The following is a 17,555-nucleotide window of genomic DNA, read 5'->3' on the forward strand; positions in this document are numbered from 1 at the left end:
ATAATATATTTTGGGAGAATTTTGTGTTGTCAAAATATTAATACGATGCTTTTTACAGAATATACACTAGGCGGGCTTCACCTGAAAAACAGGATAGTAATGCCGCCAATGACCAGGTCCAGAGCGGCCCGTGGCGATGTAGCCACTTCACTGATGGCGGAATATTACAGTCAGCGTACCGGTGCCGGGCTGATAATATCAGAAGGCACACAGGTGAGCCGGCAGGGCCAGGGCTATGCCTGGACGCCAGGTATATACAATGCGGAGCAAATAGCCGGCTGGAAACAGGTTACAGACGCCGTACATGTCAATAACGGCGTCATCTTCGCCCAGTTGTGGCATGTAGGCCGTGTTTCGCATATCTCCATACAGGAAAACGGAGCTGCTCCGGTGGCACCTTCCGCCATCCTTGCAGAAGGCGTGAAAGTATTTGCCGATCCCGCAGGGAAAGGGCCCGAAAACGGCGCCGGGGAAATGGTTCAGCACTCTATGCCCCGCGAGCTTACCAGGCCCGAAATACAGGCTATTATCAACGAATTTGCACAGGCCGCCAAAAACGCGGTAGCCGCCGGTTTTGATGGCGTGGAATTGCACGGAGCCAATGGCTACCTCATTGAGCAGTTCATCGACTCACAAACCAATCACAGAACAGATGAATACGGCGGCTCCCTGGAAAACCGGTTACGCTTCCTGAGAGAAGTGGTAACCGCAGTAGCAGATGCCATCGGAAAACACCGTGTAGGCGTGCGCCAGGCGCCGCTGACTACTTTAATGGGCGCTATGGACGACCATCCCGAAGAAACTTATATCGCAGCAGCCAAAGTGCTGAACGACATAGGCATTGCCTATATCCACATCGCGGAGGCCGACTGGGACAACGCCCCCGTGATGCCGGTGGCTTTTAAGGAAGCATACAGAGAAGCCTTCTCCGGTACCCTTATTTATGCCGGTAAGTACACCGTTGCCAGGGCTGAAGAAGCATTGCAGAAAGGCTGGGCAGACCTCATCGGCTTTGGACGTCCGTTTATTGCCAACCCCGATCTGCCTTACCGCCTGCAACACCAGTTGCCGCTCAATGAACCCGACAGATCGACATTCTTCGGCGGCAGCGCGGCAGGTTACACTGATTATCCCATCATCAAAAAAACAACAGATGCTATTATTTGAACCATATACCGGCAAAGGCCTGGCATTAAAGAACAGGATCGTGATGGCGCCCATGACACGCGCGCGGAATCCAAACGGAATTCCCAACGAAATGAATGCGTTGTACTACCGCCAACGCACTAACGCAGGACTCATCATCACGGAAGGCACTTCCATCTCTCCTACCTCATCAGGCGTATTGCATATTCCCGGCTTGTATACACCGGAGCAGGTGGAAGGCTGGAAACTGGTTACTGCAGCCGTTCACGCCGCAGGCACTAAAATATTTACACAGTTGTGGCACGTGGGCCGCGTATCACATACCACCAATCAACCCGGCGGCATTGCACCAGTAAGCGCTTCCAACATCCAGGCCGCCAACTCACATGCCTGGGGTTACAACGAAAACGGCCAGGAAGCATTTGTTACCTGCTCTGTTCCGGTAGCATTAACCACCGAAGGCGTGAAAAACGTGATCCAGGATTTTGCCAATGCCGCTGCCAATGCAGTAAAAGCGGGCTTCGACGGAGTAGAACTCCACGGCGCCAACGGCTACCTGATTGAACAGTTCCTGAATCCTTTTGTGAATAACCGCACCGATGAATATGGCGGTAACATCGTTAACCGCAGCCGCTTTTTACTGGAAGCCATTGATGCGTGCATCGCTAACATTGGCGCTGCGAAAGTAGCTATCCGTCTTACTCCTTACGGCGGCTTACATGAAATGCCCCACTACGATGAGCTGGAAGCTACCTATACTTACCTCGCCGCGGAACTCGGCAAACGGAACATCGCCTACATTCATATCATGGACCAGCAGTCGAGAGGCAGCTTTGCCTTACCCGACGGCTTCCTGGAACGTTTCAGAAAACAATACGGCGGTGTGATCATACTGGCAGGCGGTATGAACAAGGAAAAAGCGGAGCAGTATTTAATAGCCGGCACCATTGACCTGGCCGCATGGGGCGAGCCTTACATTGCCAACCCTGACCTTGCCGAACGATTAAAAAACAACTGGCCATTAAATACACCTGACCGGAATTTACACTATGGAGGGGCCGCACATGGATATACAGACTATGTGGCGTATGAAGGAGTACGATAAAAGGAACAGGCCGTCTCATAAATGGGGCGGCCTTTTTGATTTTTCGTTTTATAGATGACTTTATTCACAATTGACAGTTGAAAAAAAGAGAACTGTAAGTATTTACCAGTCAATAGTTATTGCGTTAATTTAATGATGCTAAGAGGTAAAAGCTTATCAGTCATTACTAATTTTTTTTAGCTTTTTATTAAATGGCGGATAAAATATAGTAATACATTTTATCATGTGATTTTTTTTAAAACAAGGCCTTTGGAAGACTTAGGAAACCTATATATTATATACTAGATAACTATATAGTATTTTTTTTCTCTAGGTACCACATATAAATCTATCTTCATAAAGAATGAATAGCTATTTTTTATTGGTGAACAATTTGAGTACATTTTAATTAAATATTTATCCATGAAACGACTAATCTTCAGTTCCCTACTTTCCTTAATTGGATTATTTACTTTTGCACAATCCGCCAGTTTATCCTCTGTTGCCGCAAAAGTTCCTGTGAACAATAAGGTAACAACTAGCTCTGTAAAAAACACTGGTTGCCCCGGATCATACTATAACTTAACGATTGGTTATAATGTCAGTAGCGTTAGATTAGATGTATATTATTCATTGCCAGCTGGACATGTTAGTGATGGTAATATGCCATGTCAGTATGGGGCAAATTTCGTAATGACAACCTCGACAGGACCGAGTACTGGGTCAGCCACCTTTTTACAGGCAATTGTTCCACCTAACCAAGAGCAGACACTTTACTTTAATAACCAGACAGTAAAATTTAAATGGCCAGGCAGCGGTTCCCAATGTGAAGTTATTTGTCAGCCAGGTGTTTCATGTAGCTGCCCAGGTCTCTAATTTTGTGCTTTTAGGGTAGAAATGCGCAAATAAATCCCCTCATTTCTATACATAAATCAGAATTCCCAAAGAGTTATCCTTAATTTTTTATTTAAACGTTCACTAAATAATACCTAAGAAGTACAACACCCCTAAAAGCTTGTTGTAACAATAGCTTTTTAATTCGCATAAAAAAAGAAGCCGGCTAATAATTTGAGCCGACTTCTTTTTTATGGAATTTACTCCACCAAAATATGGCTGTATAAACTTTGATACGCGGGGCACAGACTAATCCTGATAAAACACCCATAAAACACTGAACCCGCCTGTTACAGCGGGTTCAATTCAACTAAAACAAACTTTAGCCATTGGGCATCCGGCTATTAGCATACCCAAAAAGTTTCTCCGCAGGAAATAAACTGCGTAGTGGGCAAAGTGCGGCCTTTGTCTTTCTCCTGTGGCGCTTTACTAAGGCTGGCAACGGTAATTTTTGTGAGCTTCAGCTTTGAAGTGATTTTCTTTTTCATATTGATACAGATTTAGGTTACTTCAATCTACGATAAGAATCTGTTACCATCAATCACGTAAAAAGGGGATTTATCACTGCTGCGCTCCTTTGCTGATCTTATTATTGACAATACGTGCGTTGCCATCGATATCCAGACTGCCATTCACTGCTTCAGAGATCACTGCGCCGGTATTGCGGGCCGGTGAATTGGGTGCGATGTGCAGATCTGGTGTTGTTGTGCTGATGAGTAAAGGATCTGTACCATACACGGAATTCGCATCCGTGCCGGAGGTAGTTTTCCAGGTGTTGAAATCGGTAATGATGTTAGTATTAGTACCGTTCCAGATCCATTGCGGTGTACCGGTGGTGAAGTAAAGATTGTTGTCTATGATATTACCGGAACCTGTGCTGGTATATTTATGCACAAAGATATCTACCGGTCGCGCATATACGATATTATTACGGATCACATTATCAAAGCATTGCTCTGTAAGGCGGATCTCTCCTTCTATTTCGCCGAAGGCGCCCGGCTCGCGGTCGTTGAATAATAACGTATTGTTTACCACGTAACAGTTGCGTGTGCCACCGGATGTATAACCCAGGTAGCCGCCAAGATAGATGCCGGTGCGCCAGCAGTTATACACAAAGTTATTCCGCACAATGCAGTTGCTGGTGGGGTAAGCATCGTTTTCACTGACGATACCGATTCCGCGGTCAGCTTCATGAATACGGTTTCTTTCCACGGTGATATTCCTTGCACCGTCTACATAAATAGCGATAGCGCCGTGGCCATGCGTTCCGCCAACAGGCCCGCGGGTCATATCAATGTTATACAATTCATTTTCGGTGATAACGCCGTTCCTGGCATAATTAAATGCGGGGTTGGTATTGGCAGCATAACCACCTGCCGCGTCGATACCAATGTTCTCAGTATTGTAGATCGTGTTTCTCCTGATAGTAAATCCATCTACATAACCATTGATCGTGAGATTTTCGCTATACCCTGTTTTAGTATCGTGAATGATATTATCTTCCACAAGAATGTTCTTCATCACATCGGCGGTGTTGCCGATAATCTCGATACCATGACCGCTACGGCCCTGCGATGGGTCTACGTTATGTTCTATATTATAAATTTTATTCTTCCGGATGATGATATTGCCGGCGCCTGCATCCGCTGTAATTCCATTCACATTGGCCCATGCCGCGCTACTCTTTAAATTGCAGATATCAAATCCTTCCAGCACCACATAACTGGCGTTACTAATGGTAACCAGTGCTTCCTTTCCGGTAACAGTCATACCAGTACCATCAATCACGGCTTTTTCACCGGGATATGCTTTGAGGGTAATAAGCTTCTCCAATCGGCCGGAGCGTGGAAACACTACCTTCTCTGCGTATGTTCCGGCCCTCACCATCACAGTATCGCCGGGAAGGGCTTTTGCCAAAGCGATGTTGATGCTGCGTAGTGGTTTGTTGATAGTACCTGCGGCCGAATTATCGCCGTTGGCTGCTACGTAATACGTGTGGGTTTGTGCGGCATCAACGGTAGTAACAGCGGTAGATCCTTTACTACAGGCGCCGGCCAGCATTGCGAATAGCAATAAATACATGTTCCTGTTTAACATCTTTAAAAAATAAATGGCGGCAGTAGTTACTGCCGCCGTGGGTTTGCATATAAGTTATTCTGAAATTATTTTCCTGACCCTGTTATTATTCTTATCCAACACATACACTATTCCATCCTTATCTACTGCTACTCCCATCGGTGCGTTGAAGGAAGCAGCGGCTCCGATACCGTCTGTAAACCCGGCGCTGTTGCTGCCGGCATACGTAATCACATCCCAGGTGTTAGCGGAAATGGCGCGGATACTTTCATCAGCATTAGCGCCGTAGCTACCATTACCTGCCACGTATATATTACCAGTGATGTCTACTGCCAGTCCCCAGGGATTTGCAAACCGTGCAGCAGCGCCTGTTCCGTTTACATAGCCTGCTACTCCGGTAGCACCGGCAATCACAGTAGGCTGCCATGTTCCTGCCTTAAACTGGATAATAGTATGACCGGTATTACTTGATACGTATAAGTTACCCGCCTTGTCGAAGTCCATTCCACCGGGGGAGGTGATGCCATTGATAATAGCGGTACTGCTGCCATCTACCTTCATCTCGAAAACGCTTCCGCCGCCGTTGCTGCAATAATATACTTTACCGGATACTTTGTCTACCGCTACATTCCAGGGTTCCTGCACCGTGCCTCCCAGGGTGGTGGTAGTGCCATCCGGTGTAATTTTGCGGATGCTCCAGGTGCCCGGATCTGCCGTATACACATTGCCCTGCGCATCCAGTGCTAAACCATATGGAATCTGGAAACGCGCTGCCGGACCTTTGCCATCGTCGCTTCCGCCGTTACCCGGACTACCGGCTAACACGGTGGCATTTCCTGCGTTATCAATTTTACGGATACAGGCGTTACCCGGATCTGCCACATATACGTTCCCGTTATCATCTGCACCAATCCCCATCATGCGGTACCAGCTTTGCCCGTTAAAATTAAACAACGCATCGGCGCCCTTGCCGTTTGCAAATCCTGCAGTGCCGTTGCCGGCCAGCGTTGTAACGGTTCTGGAAAACACATAGGTAAACGGCGTGCTGCTCACCACACTATCCTTTCCTACTTTCACCACCAGGTTTCCGGTGCCGCATTTCTTTGGCACTATCACCATGATCTGTTTCGTATTGGCATTCACGATAGCACAACGTTTACCATTGATGGTAACCGTTATATCGGAGGTATCAGCGGAAAAGTTATCGCCTGTAATCAGTACTTCCGTGGTACTGCCGCCGGTGGCGGGAATGAAGTCGGTGAGCAATACGGGTTGCCCTTCCGCGTGTTTCAGATCGTCGTCCTTTGAACATCCCGCCAACAAGGCAGACATCAGTAAACAACCTTTCAGTATATATGAATTCAGTGGCCTGATCATAGTAGTTAGTTAAGAATTAAATAAAGAAGAATTACCAGCCCGGGTTTTGCACCAATGCGCGATCTCTTTCCAGGTCCTGTTGCTGGATAGGGAACATATACATTTTGTTATCCCAGTATCTTTTCTGGAAAAGTGTGCGGGTATAAAAACCGGTGAAAGAAAATCCCTGGTCATTATCTTTCGCATTTATATTCATGCCGTAAATAGCCTGGTTTTCCGGTTTGCTCATCAGCAACCGGCGGATGAGCGTGTAATAACGATCGCCTTCAAAACAAAATTCTACCTGCCTTTCCCGCAGAATATATTTTCTCATTTCTTCCTGGTTGCCAACTGCGCCTGGGTACACGGTTTCAATGCCGGGCAGGCCGGCGCGTGTTCTTACCTGGTTGAGGTACTTCACAATATCAGGATTGGCAGGATCATATTCGTTCAGTGCTTCTGCATAGTCCAGTAAAATTTCCGAGTAACGGATAAGGATATACGGAGAACGGTATGCGTCGGTAGACATGCTGCGGAGGTTATCGTTCGGACTCAGTAATTTAGCCGGGAGGTAGCCGGTGATAACGTTGCTGCCCATTCCCTGCATCCCTGATTTACCGCTGTAATAAAATTCCTGGCGGCCAGTACCATCTTTATTTTTTTCAGAAGAGAAGTAGTTTTTATCATCTACTGATACTGCTGCAATCACCGGGCGGCGGTTGTAAGCAATGTAAGCGTAGAACCGTGGTTCGCGCTTTGCATACATGTTCCAGTCGCCTTCCTTATTTTCCCAATAGTGCTCACCGTCCTGTGTAGCAAAGCCTGTTTCCACGTAGTTGGAAGTAGGATCACCGATGGTTTTACCATTGTTCATATAAAAGGCATCTACTACATTTTGTGTGGCGTTGTACAGGTTGTATCCTGCGGGGCCGGGAGAGGAACAGATGGTATATCCCCAGCGTTGCCAGTTCATGGAAGCAAGAATGATTTCATCATTCCAGGAAGTAAGGAATACATCTCTTACAGAAAGGAACGGATCAAAAGTAGTACCGCCATTATCGAGGTTGGTAAACAGTTTGTACTTGTTGGAATCGATGATCGCTTTTGCTGCCTGTGCAGCGATGCGCCATTTATTCACATCATAGCCGGCGGGTGCGAGTGCGGTACCATCCTGGTTTTTAAACCCGGCAAGAGCGGGATTACCATTCCATAAAGGACTGGCTGCCCACTGTGCTACCTTTGCTTTTACAGCGAGACAGGCGCCGCGGGTTGCACGGCCATTGTTACCGGAGGAACTCCATACGAAAGGAAGTCCGGCTGCTGCGCCATCCAGCATTTCATTGATGAATTTTACGCAGGTATCGAAAGGCGCTCTCGGATACTTGTTCATGTCTTCATCCTGACTAACAGTAGTGGTGAGTTTTACAAATGGTCCGTATTGTCTTAGCAGCATCCAGTAGAAGTAACCGCGCAGGAAAAGGTTTTCTGCTTTGTATTGTGCTTTCAGTTCGTTGCTCAGCTGATCGGCCGGTACCTTATCGATGTTTTGTTCGAAGATGAAAGATTTCCGGATGGCAGTATAGTAGCCGCCCCAGTTGTAGAAGTACCAATCGGATGCACTCCAGTTGCCGCCCACCATGTACCTTACCGTAGTACCGGGAATAGAAACAGAGAGTTCATCCGCGGCGCCTATGCCGGCATAGTCGCCGCCAGCCTGGCGGGCGCTGTAAATATTACTCAGATAGGCTTCCGCGTTAGCCCTGGTTTGCCAGATCTGATCTTCGGTAAGAAGATTATCCGGCTTTTTATCCAGGTACTTGCTGCAGGATACCAGTGTAATGGCGTTGATACCGATGAAAAAAAGTAACAGATATTTATATCTGGTCATAACAATAATCTTTTTGATCTTGATTAAAACTGCGCTCTTACACCCAGGGTAAAGGTTTTCGGATAAGGATACTTTGCCGCGTTATTACCCAGTTCCGGATCCCATAATTTAAACTTCGAGAACGTGAGCATGTTGGTGGCAGTAGTATATACCTGTAAGCTGCTGATACCCTTGCGTTTCATATCCGGCGTGATAAAGGAATAGCTGAAAGTAGCCTGTTTCAGGCGCATGAAGCTGCCATCCCTGATCCACCAGCTGCTGTTTAAATAGTTATTGTCGTTGGTATTGGCTACCGTTAAACGTGGATAGTGTACATCCTGACTGGGATTCTCCGGTGTCCATCTGTTCACCATATCTTCCAATACACTGGCCGGATATTGTCCCATACCGGCAAAAGGAATAACGCCTACACCATCAGCGCCGGCCCCATTGCCGCGCACTTCAGAGCCATTGGCCATGATCCCTACATCAGCCACGCCGGCGAAAACGGCAGAAAGCTCAAATTTCTTGTAGCCGAAATTAAAGCCGTAACCATATGACCAGGTAGGAAAACTGGATTTGCCCAAATAAGTTTGGTCGTTACCATCAATCCTTCCGTCGTTATTCAGGTCTGCATACTTTACATCACCGGGATGCACTACCCTGAACTGCTGCGGGCTCTTCTCTACATCATCCTGGCTAGTGAATAGTCCGAGGCTCTGGTAGCCTTTGAATTCGCCATACTTATGTCCTTCCTGTTGTGCATAAGCATATAGTGCGATGGGATTATCTGCAAAAAGGATCTTGTTACGTGCGTAGGTAACGTTACCGAATAAACGAATAGAGATATCCTTTCCAATCCGACCGGTATATTCCATGCTGCCATCTATTCCTTTATTCACCATTTCACCGATGTTACCATAAATGGCGCTGGAGCCGTATCCTGCAACGGGTGAAATAGATCTGCGGGCAACGAGGATGGCGCTTCTTTTATCCTGAAATCCGTCTACTATGATATTCAGTTTATTCCATAAACCTATTTCCAGGCCGATATCAGTTTTGGCAGATTTTTCCCAGGTGAGGTTTTCGGTACCGATTACATCTGCATTTATGCCTCCATAATAGGAAGGCGTACCAGAACTGCCGAAAGACACGCCGGATGCGCCATTATAATAAGTGAGGTATCCAAATCGGTTCCCGTCGATCTGGTCATTTCCTGTCATCCCATAAGATCCGCGGATCTTTAACAGGTTGACCACATTTGTATAAGGCAGGAAAAAGTTTTCTTTAGAAATCACCCAGCCAACAGAACCTGCGGGGAAGTAACCCCATCTTTTCCCCTGTTCAAAGTTTTCAGATCCGGTGGCGCCCATATTTACCTCTGCCAGGTATTTATCCATATAGGAATAGGTGACCCTGGCTGCAGCGCTTTGGTTGCGGTAAGGAATAGCTTTTTTCAGATCGGGGGCAGAGCCCACCAGGCGGTTGCGGATACTACCTACCAGCAGTCCGCCGAAGTTATGTTTACCGAAGCTATGATCGTAAGTGAGGTTACCTTCCAGGTACATCATGCGCTCACCTGTAGAAGAAGCGCCATAGCCCAGGTAAGTGGTACCCGTTCTGGTTTGGTTAAAGATCAAACTACCATCTTCATTTCTGCCGGGCGCATAAAACAAATCATTTACACCGGTTCTGCTGTTATCAAATTCGCTGTAGGTATCAAAAGAAAAACGCACGTTGGCGCTCAGTCCTTCGGTAATTACATCCAGTTTCTGATTGAGGGATAACACGGATTGGATGGAAGGTCTGAATTCTGTAGAGTAGCCTGCGTTTTGCACCAGGTTAAACGGGTTGGAGCCACCGTTGTTAACCGGGCCTGCCCACTTGCCATCCGGGTAAGATACCGGGAAAGAAATGGGGTTGGTGGCGTAGGTAGAATACCAGATAGATCCGGCGGAATTGCCCGGGTAGCGGGTATTTACCAGCATGGAAGCCAGGTTAAGGGAAAGCAATGTTGTTTTGGTCACGTTCAGGTCTACATTACTCCTGAAATCATATCTTTTGAAATTGAGGTTGGGGTTGTACCCGATGTTATTCACTTTATATTGTCCGTCCTGGTTATAAAACGACATCGACACATAGTAGCGCATGGCTTCACCACCGCCACTTACGTTTACGTTGGCATTGGCCATAGATGCCCAGTCTTTATAAATAGTCTTGATCCAGTTTACATTTGGATAGATATATGGATCAAGGCCGCTGGCTGTTTTACGGATCAGTTCATCGGAATATACCGGTTCTTCCCCGGCGTTGGTACGGGCTTCATTATACAGCTTCATATAATTCACGCCGTCCAGCATTTTTGGCATCTGGGTTAATCCGCTGAAACCCGTTTCTGCTTTGGCAGATACTTTTGGTTTACCGGCAACCCCTCTGCGCGTAGTGATGATCAGTACGCCATTGGCACCTTTGGCGCCATATACTGCGGTAGCGGAAGCATCTTTCAGCAACGAAATGCTCTGGATATCTTCCGGGTCAATGTTATTGAAAGCGCCGCCATAGGTGCTGTTTACATCTTCCCTTTGCACACCATCCACAATGATGAGCGGGGAAACGCTTCCCTGGAAAGTACCAATACCGCGGATGGTGAAGTTAGGGTTATCATAACCAGGTTCACCACCACCGCTCTGCATGGATATTACACCGGCTACTTTGCCTACCAGTGCGTTGGTAAGTGAGCGCACCGGTGTTTGCATATCAGCCATATTTACGGTGGATACAGCGCCTGTTACGGTTACTTTTTTCTGGCTGCCAAAACCTACTACCACTACTTCGTTCAGCTTATCCACCTTTGCGGTTAAACTTACTTTGAGCGTTTTCTGGTTTACTACTTTTACTTCTTCGGGGTTCATTCCCATCATCGCTACTTTGATGATGTCATCCCTGTTGGCGGCAATAGAAAATACGCCCATTACATCGGTAACGGTTCCTTTTTTACTGTCTTTCACCGTAATAGTAGCGCCAGGTAAGGGATTTCCATCTACATCCATTACCTGCCCGCGCACCAGCCACTCTGCCGGTGTCTCTCCTGCGGGAGCTGCCGTAGTTTCCGGAGCAGCTGCTTTTTTGTCGAGAACAATACGATTGCGTTGCAGTACGTAGCTGATATTTTTATTTTTAAAGATAAAAGCCAGTACTTCTTCCAGTTTCGCCTGCTGGAAGTTGAGCGACATCTTTTCCCCATCGTTCAACAGCTGGTTGCTGTACACCAGGGTAAGCCCTGTTTGCTTTTTGATGGCCCGGAAGATCTGCAGGAGGGTTACCTCGTTACCGGTAACCGTGACGATTGATTGCAGCGAAGGCGGCGGTGTTTGTGCCTTCACGCTGGAAAACGACGTGCATATAAGGGCACACAGCACCAACATGCGCACAACGTTTCGCATAGCCAGCTGGCAGTGGCGTATACTTTTTCTCATTCGGGAATTGTTTACAAGTTAAAATGATGGTACAGCAAATGACCGTAACAAATGCTTTCATCACAACTACATCGTTTTTCAGAAAACGGGTGACAAGGAGTAGTAAAAATATTTTTTGAGGGAAGAAAAATTTATCTCAGGGTAATTTCATTGCCTGATAAATGGTATTCGATATGTGCAGTTGTTTTAAGATCTGATAAGAAATCTTCCAGCCGGTTACGGTCCATCAGGCCCGTTACTACCTGTCCGGCTTCCTTGTTCTTATCCAATACAAAACGCATCCCATAGAAGCGGGAAGCAGCGGTGATAAGGGTTGTAAGCGGCATGCGGTGATAGTAGTAAACACCGTTGCGCCAGGATAATACTTCTTCTTCATCAAAGTGACTGGTAACAAATCCTTTACCGGCGTCATAATCGGCCTGGATGCCTGGTTGCAGGGTTTGGCGTTCGCCGGTTTTTCCTTTGGTAACAACACTGCCCTGTACGAGCGCCGTTTTCACGATGCCCGGCTGATAGGTATTTATATTAAAAGCTGTTCCCAGCACTTGCACGCTGGTAAGTGCAGTGTGTACAATAAAGGGTTTCTCCGCATTGGCGGCCACCTTAAAATAGGATTCCCCTTCTACATATACTTCTCTTGCAGGACGTCCGAAATGAAAAGGAAAACGCAGCCTGGTGGCGGCGTTCAGCCATACTTCCGTACCATCTGACAAGGTGAGTTTATAGCTTTCGCCGGCAGGTACGTCGAGGGTATTTAATACGGTGTCGGCAGAAGAATATTGCAGGGCGCCATTGCTGGTATTCAGCGTGGCGTTGTTGAGGGCAATGATTTTGGTGCTGCTGTCTTTACTCAGCACTACTTTTTCGCCATTGCTCAGCAACAGGCGAACCGGTTGCTTCTGCTGCTGCATAGCCACTGTTGGCGAAGTGGCGGGTGTTGTGCGGACAAAGAAGTAATAGACGCCACTACCTGTCAACAGCAATATGGCGGCGGCGGACAACCACTTTTTAAGGTGGACGACCGGGCGGCGTGTTGTTCTTTCTTCTTTAATCCGGTGAAGGGCAGCTTCGGAATCAATCTGCTGAAGATACCTGTCGGTATGAAGGGTCATGTTCTCCTGCTCCAGCTGATCCCACTGTGCTTTGAAACCGGCATCGTGCTGCAGCATTTCCTGCACATACCGCTCCTCTTCTGCAGAGAGTGTTCCCGACAAACGTTGTAGATATAATTCAAATATTTTTTCCTGTGCCTGCTCCATTGTTAACAAAACGGGGGCTAATACCCCTTATTAGTAATTGCATGACGTAATACTTTCAGCCCTCTTTTCAGATGGGTTTTGAAAGAATTGATACTGATACCCATTTCATCCGCTGCTTCCTGGTAACGTTTTCCCTGGATATACACCATTTGTATAGCCGATCTTTTTTGTACCGCCATATCATTGATGGCGGTTAATACCTGTTTATAATAATCCGGTGAAACTTCGGTGTTTACCATACAGGTATCTTCCTGTAACTGGGTGAACGCTACTTTATTTTCCAGTTCCGTCTTTTGCTTTTTAAGATGCGTCAGGCAACGGTTTTTTACGGCCTGATGCAGGTATCCTTTGATATCGCCTGAAAAATGAAGGTATAACTTTTTGTCCCAAATGTCCAGGAAGAAGGTCTGTACAAGATCATTTGCCTCTGCTTCGTTTCGCAGAAACCAATAGGCATTCAGGCAAAGCAGCTTGTGATACTTCATAAATAAAGCATCATATGCTGAAGCATCGCCTTCCTTTAACCGCTGTACCAATACTATGTCTGAAGAATGACTCATGTAACCGGAACCTTATTGGTAATTATTCATTACAGGTAGCTTAAACACATAACATGTCTGTAACGCTGCTTAGCGGCAGCCTTATTACAGTGATTTTGATTAAATGATCCGGAAGAAATTTACTTCTTCCATTGTTCACGCTTTGATACTAAAGATTTTGGCTAATGACTATTAAACTGGAATCAAGGTAAATAATAAAATCGGAAAAATATACGGACCCGGTAAAAAAATTAAAAGCCCCGGTAAAGGATACCGGAGCTTTTTTTTCCATGGGGGTTTCAGTAGATAGCTTATAATTTAAAGAAGATTTTCTTTTTAAATAGCCAGTAACACAGTCCCCATTCCAGCGCCAGTACCGCAAAGGCGGATAATATTTCCCGGATGCTTTCGGGAATTCCTGCCAGCGCGGCAAATCCTTTTACGAAGATATCAGTCGTGGGATTTACCCATTGCCCACCAACTGTTTCAAAGAAGAGATAAATAAAAATGGCGTTCATGCCTACCACGGTGGCTATCCAGGCGTAACGCACATGCTGTTTTACATCTATCAGCCAGTACAGCAGGGCCATTACCAGCATTACCCATCCCCCCGAAGCCAGCGTAAAAGATGCGGTGGCAATCCGTTTGATAATGGGTGTAATGCCTGCCAGGTCCAGTCCGAAGCCGGTGATGAGCCCTATCAGCCCGGCTGTCATCAGGATCTTTATTTTCTGAGCCTGTGGCCGGTCGCTGATCAGTAACTTCCCGGCCAGCGCCCCCCAGATGGTATGCGCGGCGGTGGGTATAAAGTTAATGGTTACCCATCCGCCCGGGTTGATCTTACCCATCAGCACAGTATCCATAAAAGCTCCGAAGTTATGACCTTGTGTGAAGGGTTCTTCGAAGCCGGGCAATAAAACAAACCGGTACAATAAATCAGTTGCCAGCAGCAATAACAGGCTTACGCCCAGCTGGAAACCAAAGGAACGGCGTATGATGAGGTAAGCGATCAGGGTGGTTACAGATAACTGCGTGAGCACATTCCATAACTCCCATACTAACCTTCCTGCATATACGCAATGGAGGGCAGTGCCAAATATAAACAACTTTAAACAACGCAGGGCAATATGCCTGAAATTTTGTGACCAGGTAACGCCCTTTTGTGTTTTATAATAATAAGAGATGAACATCGCAGCACCGGCCATTGTCATAAAAGCAGGTTGCACCAGGTCCCAGGCGCGTAGCCCATTCCAGGGGTGGTGAAAAAACTGCGTTATTAAACTGCCTGCTATCCCCGTAGGGTGTAAATGTGCTATCGACTCATAGACACGGGCGCTTTCTCCAGCCAGGAGAATCATGATAAGGCCACGCATTACGTCCAGGGAAATCAATCGTTGGCTGACATTGGTTGTCTGGTTCATTGTCCTGTTTGTAGGCTTAAATTAATAATTTATTCCGGCATATTTAATAAAAAAGCAGCGGCGCCTTCATCGGGGATGGTGCCCAGCTGGGTGGACCAATCGTTGGAAGTGGCCACCATGCCAAGTCGTATAGCCGCTCCCGTAAAGCCCTTTATTTTTGAGCGGTCCAGTTTTCCTTCAAAGCGGATCACACCACCGGCTTCCGCAATGGTGCCCATCGTAAAGAAATCCGTACCTGATTGCTGGTCGAAACTGAAACTGGTTTGCGGTCCGTTATGGTAATACATCGCCATCGGGATGGGCGCTGTATTCTGATTGAGCAATAGCTGGCCCTCCAGCAATACATCGTATGCCGCGCCGGTAAACAGGGAGGTGATCAGGCCCGTAGCGGCACTGTTGTCGCTGTCGATATACACGTCGAAAATAGCGCCATCGGCCAGTTTACCACTCATCTCTCCATAGAAATAAACAAACTGTCCGTCGTAATCGAATTTCACTTTTTTGAAAACGCCGCCAGCCGGGCCGGCAGTGATCACATTCTGACTGATGGTATCCCAGTCGGCCAGGCTGTTATCGGTGAGTTTCACCGGCGAAGTCTTAGAGATGCGGATCACGGTAGATCCTTCTGCTGTAACCCCTGCGGCAGATGTAGCATACAACGTAGGCACGTATTTGCCCTTGCCCTGGTAGGTATGTACGGGGCTTTGCTCGGTGGAACCGGTACCATCACCAAAGTCCCATTTCCACGAGGTGGCGCCGGTGGTGGTGTTATTAAAAGATACCTGGTTGCCTTCTACTTCGATGGTATATACTACCAGCGGCGCGGGATTGGTATCATCTTTTTTGCAGGCGGAAGCTGCACACAGCAGCATGAATATATAGAGCAGTTCTTTTTGCATGATCAGGTAGTTTTAAGGATTCTGTACGCACAGTTTATTGGTTTCTATTTCATCGATCGGGATGTAATAGATGATCTTGGGATTATCGGGCTGCACTACCATGCCGGCATAACCGGAAGGATTTACAGCCGGGTTGATATCGGATTCTTTCAAACCCGGTAAATGATAACCCCAGTAAGTTCTGTTCATGGCTTTTTTATTGCGGTACACATCAAAGGTGCGGTGGCCTTCAAAAGCAAGTTCCAGTCGTCTTTCCTTTAACACTACGTCCAGTGCGGTTTTTCCGGCAGGCAGCTGTTGATGATACAATGCGCCCGACAAACCGCGGTTGGTGCGGATGATATCCAGGTCGTCCAGTGCGGCGGCTGTTTTGCCTGCTTTGGCTGCTGCCTCTGCCCTGTTCAGGTACATTTCCGCGAGGCGGAAAAGGATGGGCGAGCTGAGCGTAGGACTTCCCCCCTGCCCGGAGAATTTGGAGATATAGTAAATATCGATGCCATTCTTTTTCTGTAATACGCCGTTGTCATCTTTCAGCGGGATAATATATTTCCAGCGTACATCTTCCGGGTTGGCGGACATGGTATCCCTCAGCGATGCGGACGCAAATTCTTCGCCCCATCCGGAGTTACCATTGGAATAGATCATGGAGGCGATAGAACCAAACTTACCGTAGTCGTCCAGCTGCGTAAAGGCCACACAGAAAATGGTTTCTGTACCGGCGGCAGCGTTGGCAAACAAATCGGGGTAAGTAGCCGGGGTGGCCAGTGAATAGCGGCCGGATGAAATAACCTGCGACGCGAAGTAAGTGGTGCTGTCGTTGTTCCCTTCATACAGGTATGCCCTGGAAAGCAGCGCCCAGGCGGCTTCGCGGGAAGCGTACTGCGGGCCCCTGCTTTGCGACATCAGTTCTGCTCCCCTCCTGGCGTCTGCGATGATCTGTGCATATACTTCGCCTACGCTGGCCCGTGCTTTTTGCGCAGGATCGCTGGTGGCAGTGCGCAGGATCACACCGGGAGCGCCGGGGTTTTGCGCGTATGGCATAGCAAATAATTTCACCAGGTTAAAGTGACTGAAGGCGCGCAGGAAATAGCACTCACCCAGCATTTGCTGCGTAGTGGCGTCAGGGTTAGCCTGCTTTTCCACCGCTTCAATTACGGTATTGGCGTCGTTGATAATTTTGTAGGAGATGTACCAGAAATAGCGTGTATTCGTTTGCGTTGGCGAGTGGCCTAACGAGAAGCTATAGAACAGGGGATCTTCTGTTGTTTGCCCGCATACAATATCATCGCTGGCAAAATCCGACAGCTGGAAATACTGACGCAGGTACATGTTATTATCATCAGTAGTACCATTAAACGGTACATGATCCTTTAGCAGGGAATATGCCCCGTTCACGGCGTTTTTCAGCCCTTCGGGAGAACCGGTAATGGTTTCTGTGGTGAGGGCATCGCTTGGATTCACATCTTTCATACAACCTGTTTGCCATAACAACACAGGCAGTAGTAGTAATATTATAATCGCTGATCTCATGACAGGCA

12 protein-coding genes are annotated in these 17,555 nt (G+C 47.3%); 2 read left to right on the forward strand and 10 right to left on the reverse strand.

What is annotated here, in order from left to right:
* Nucleotides 1-45: 45 nt before the first annotated feature.
* Both V7S65_RS12780 and V7S65_RS12785 read left to right on the forward strand, forming a co-directional pair.
* Nucleotides 46-1,167, forward strand: a complete 1,122-nt coding sequence (locus V7S65_RS12780) for an alkene reductase (protein ID WP_336386861.1) — start codon at nt 46-48, stop codon at nt 1,165-1,167.
* Nucleotides 1,154-2,251 (forward strand): alkene reductase, encoded by a 1,098-nt coding sequence (locus V7S65_RS12785; protein ID WP_336386860.1) that lies wholly within the window; start codon nt 1,154-1,156, stop codon nt 2,249-2,251. The genes V7S65_RS12780 and V7S65_RS12785 overlap by 14 nt, the downstream gene beginning before the upstream one ends.
* 1,217 nt (nt 2,252-3,468) lie before the next feature.
* Here V7S65_RS12785 and V7S65_RS12790 read toward each other — a convergent pair.
* The 10 genes from V7S65_RS12790 to V7S65_RS12835 all read right to left on the reverse strand — a co-directional run bounded on the left by V7S65_RS12790 (nt 3,469) and on the right by V7S65_RS12835 (nt 17,547).
* Complete coding sequence (locus V7S65_RS12790) at nt 3,469-3,612, reverse strand: hypothetical protein (RefSeq protein WP_159454313.1); 144 nt, start codon at nt 3,610-3,612, stop codon at nt 3,469-3,471.
* Nucleotides 3,613-3,685: 73 nt separating this feature from the next.
* Complete coding sequence (locus V7S65_RS12795; RefSeq protein ID WP_336386859.1) at nt 3,686-5,206, reverse strand: DUF1565 domain-containing protein; 1,521 nt, start codon at nt 5,204-5,206, stop codon at nt 3,686-3,688.
* A 69-nt stretch (nt 5,207-5,275) separates the two neighbouring features.
* Nucleotides 5,276-6,577, reverse strand: a complete 1,302-nt coding sequence (locus tag V7S65_RS12800; protein ID WP_336386858.1) for an IPT/TIG domain-containing protein — start codon at nt 6,575-6,577, stop codon at nt 5,276-5,278.
* 31 nt (nt 6,578-6,608) lie between these two features.
* Nucleotides 6,609-8,444: a RagB/SusD family nutrient uptake outer membrane protein gene (locus V7S65_RS12805; RefSeq protein WP_336386857.1), complete on the reverse strand. Its 1,836-nt coding sequence runs from the start codon at nt 8,442-8,444 to the stop codon at nt 6,609-6,611.
* A 23-nt stretch (nt 8,445-8,467) separates the two neighbouring features.
* Nucleotides 8,468-11,899, reverse strand: coding sequence for a TonB-dependent receptor (locus V7S65_RS12810; RefSeq protein ID WP_336386856.1), 3,432 nt, complete (start codon nt 11,897-11,899; stop codon nt 8,468-8,470).
* Nucleotides 11,900-12,030: 131 nt separating this feature from the next.
* On the reverse strand, nt 12,031-13,158 hold the full coding sequence (locus V7S65_RS12815) for a FecR family protein (protein WP_336386855.1): 1,128 nt from the start codon (nt 13,156-13,158) through the stop codon (nt 12,031-12,033).
* A 17-nt stretch (nt 13,159-13,175) separates the two neighbouring features.
* Entirely contained in the window at nt 13,176-13,718 is a 543-nt protein-coding gene (locus tag V7S65_RS12820; protein ID WP_079470256.1) for an RNA polymerase sigma factor, read from the reverse strand.
* A 290-nt stretch (nt 13,719-14,008) separates the two neighbouring features.
* Entirely contained in the window at nt 14,009-15,118 is a 1,110-nt protein-coding gene (locus V7S65_RS12825; protein WP_336386854.1) for an acyltransferase family protein, read from the reverse strand.
* A gap of 29 nt (nt 15,119-15,147) precedes the next feature.
* On the reverse strand, nt 15,148-16,017 hold the full coding sequence (locus V7S65_RS12830; protein ID WP_336386853.1) for a PKD domain-containing protein: 870 nt from the start codon (nt 16,015-16,017) through the stop codon (nt 15,148-15,150).
* 12 nt (nt 16,018-16,029) lie between these two features.
* The gene (locus V7S65_RS12835) at nt 16,030-17,547 is read right to left on the reverse strand and encodes a RagB/SusD family nutrient uptake outer membrane protein (RefSeq protein ID WP_111577607.1); all 1,518 of its coding nucleotides are present in this window, start codon (nt 17,545-17,547) and stop codon (nt 16,030-16,032) included.
* Between the last annotated feature and the right edge of the window lie 8 nt (nt 17,548-17,555).

Source organism: Chitinophaga sp. CCNWYY40 (assembly GCF_037483205.1).
Taxonomy (GTDB): domain Bacteria; phylum Bacteroidota; class Bacteroidia; order Chitinophagales; family Chitinophagaceae; genus Chitinophaga; species Chitinophaga ginsengisegetis.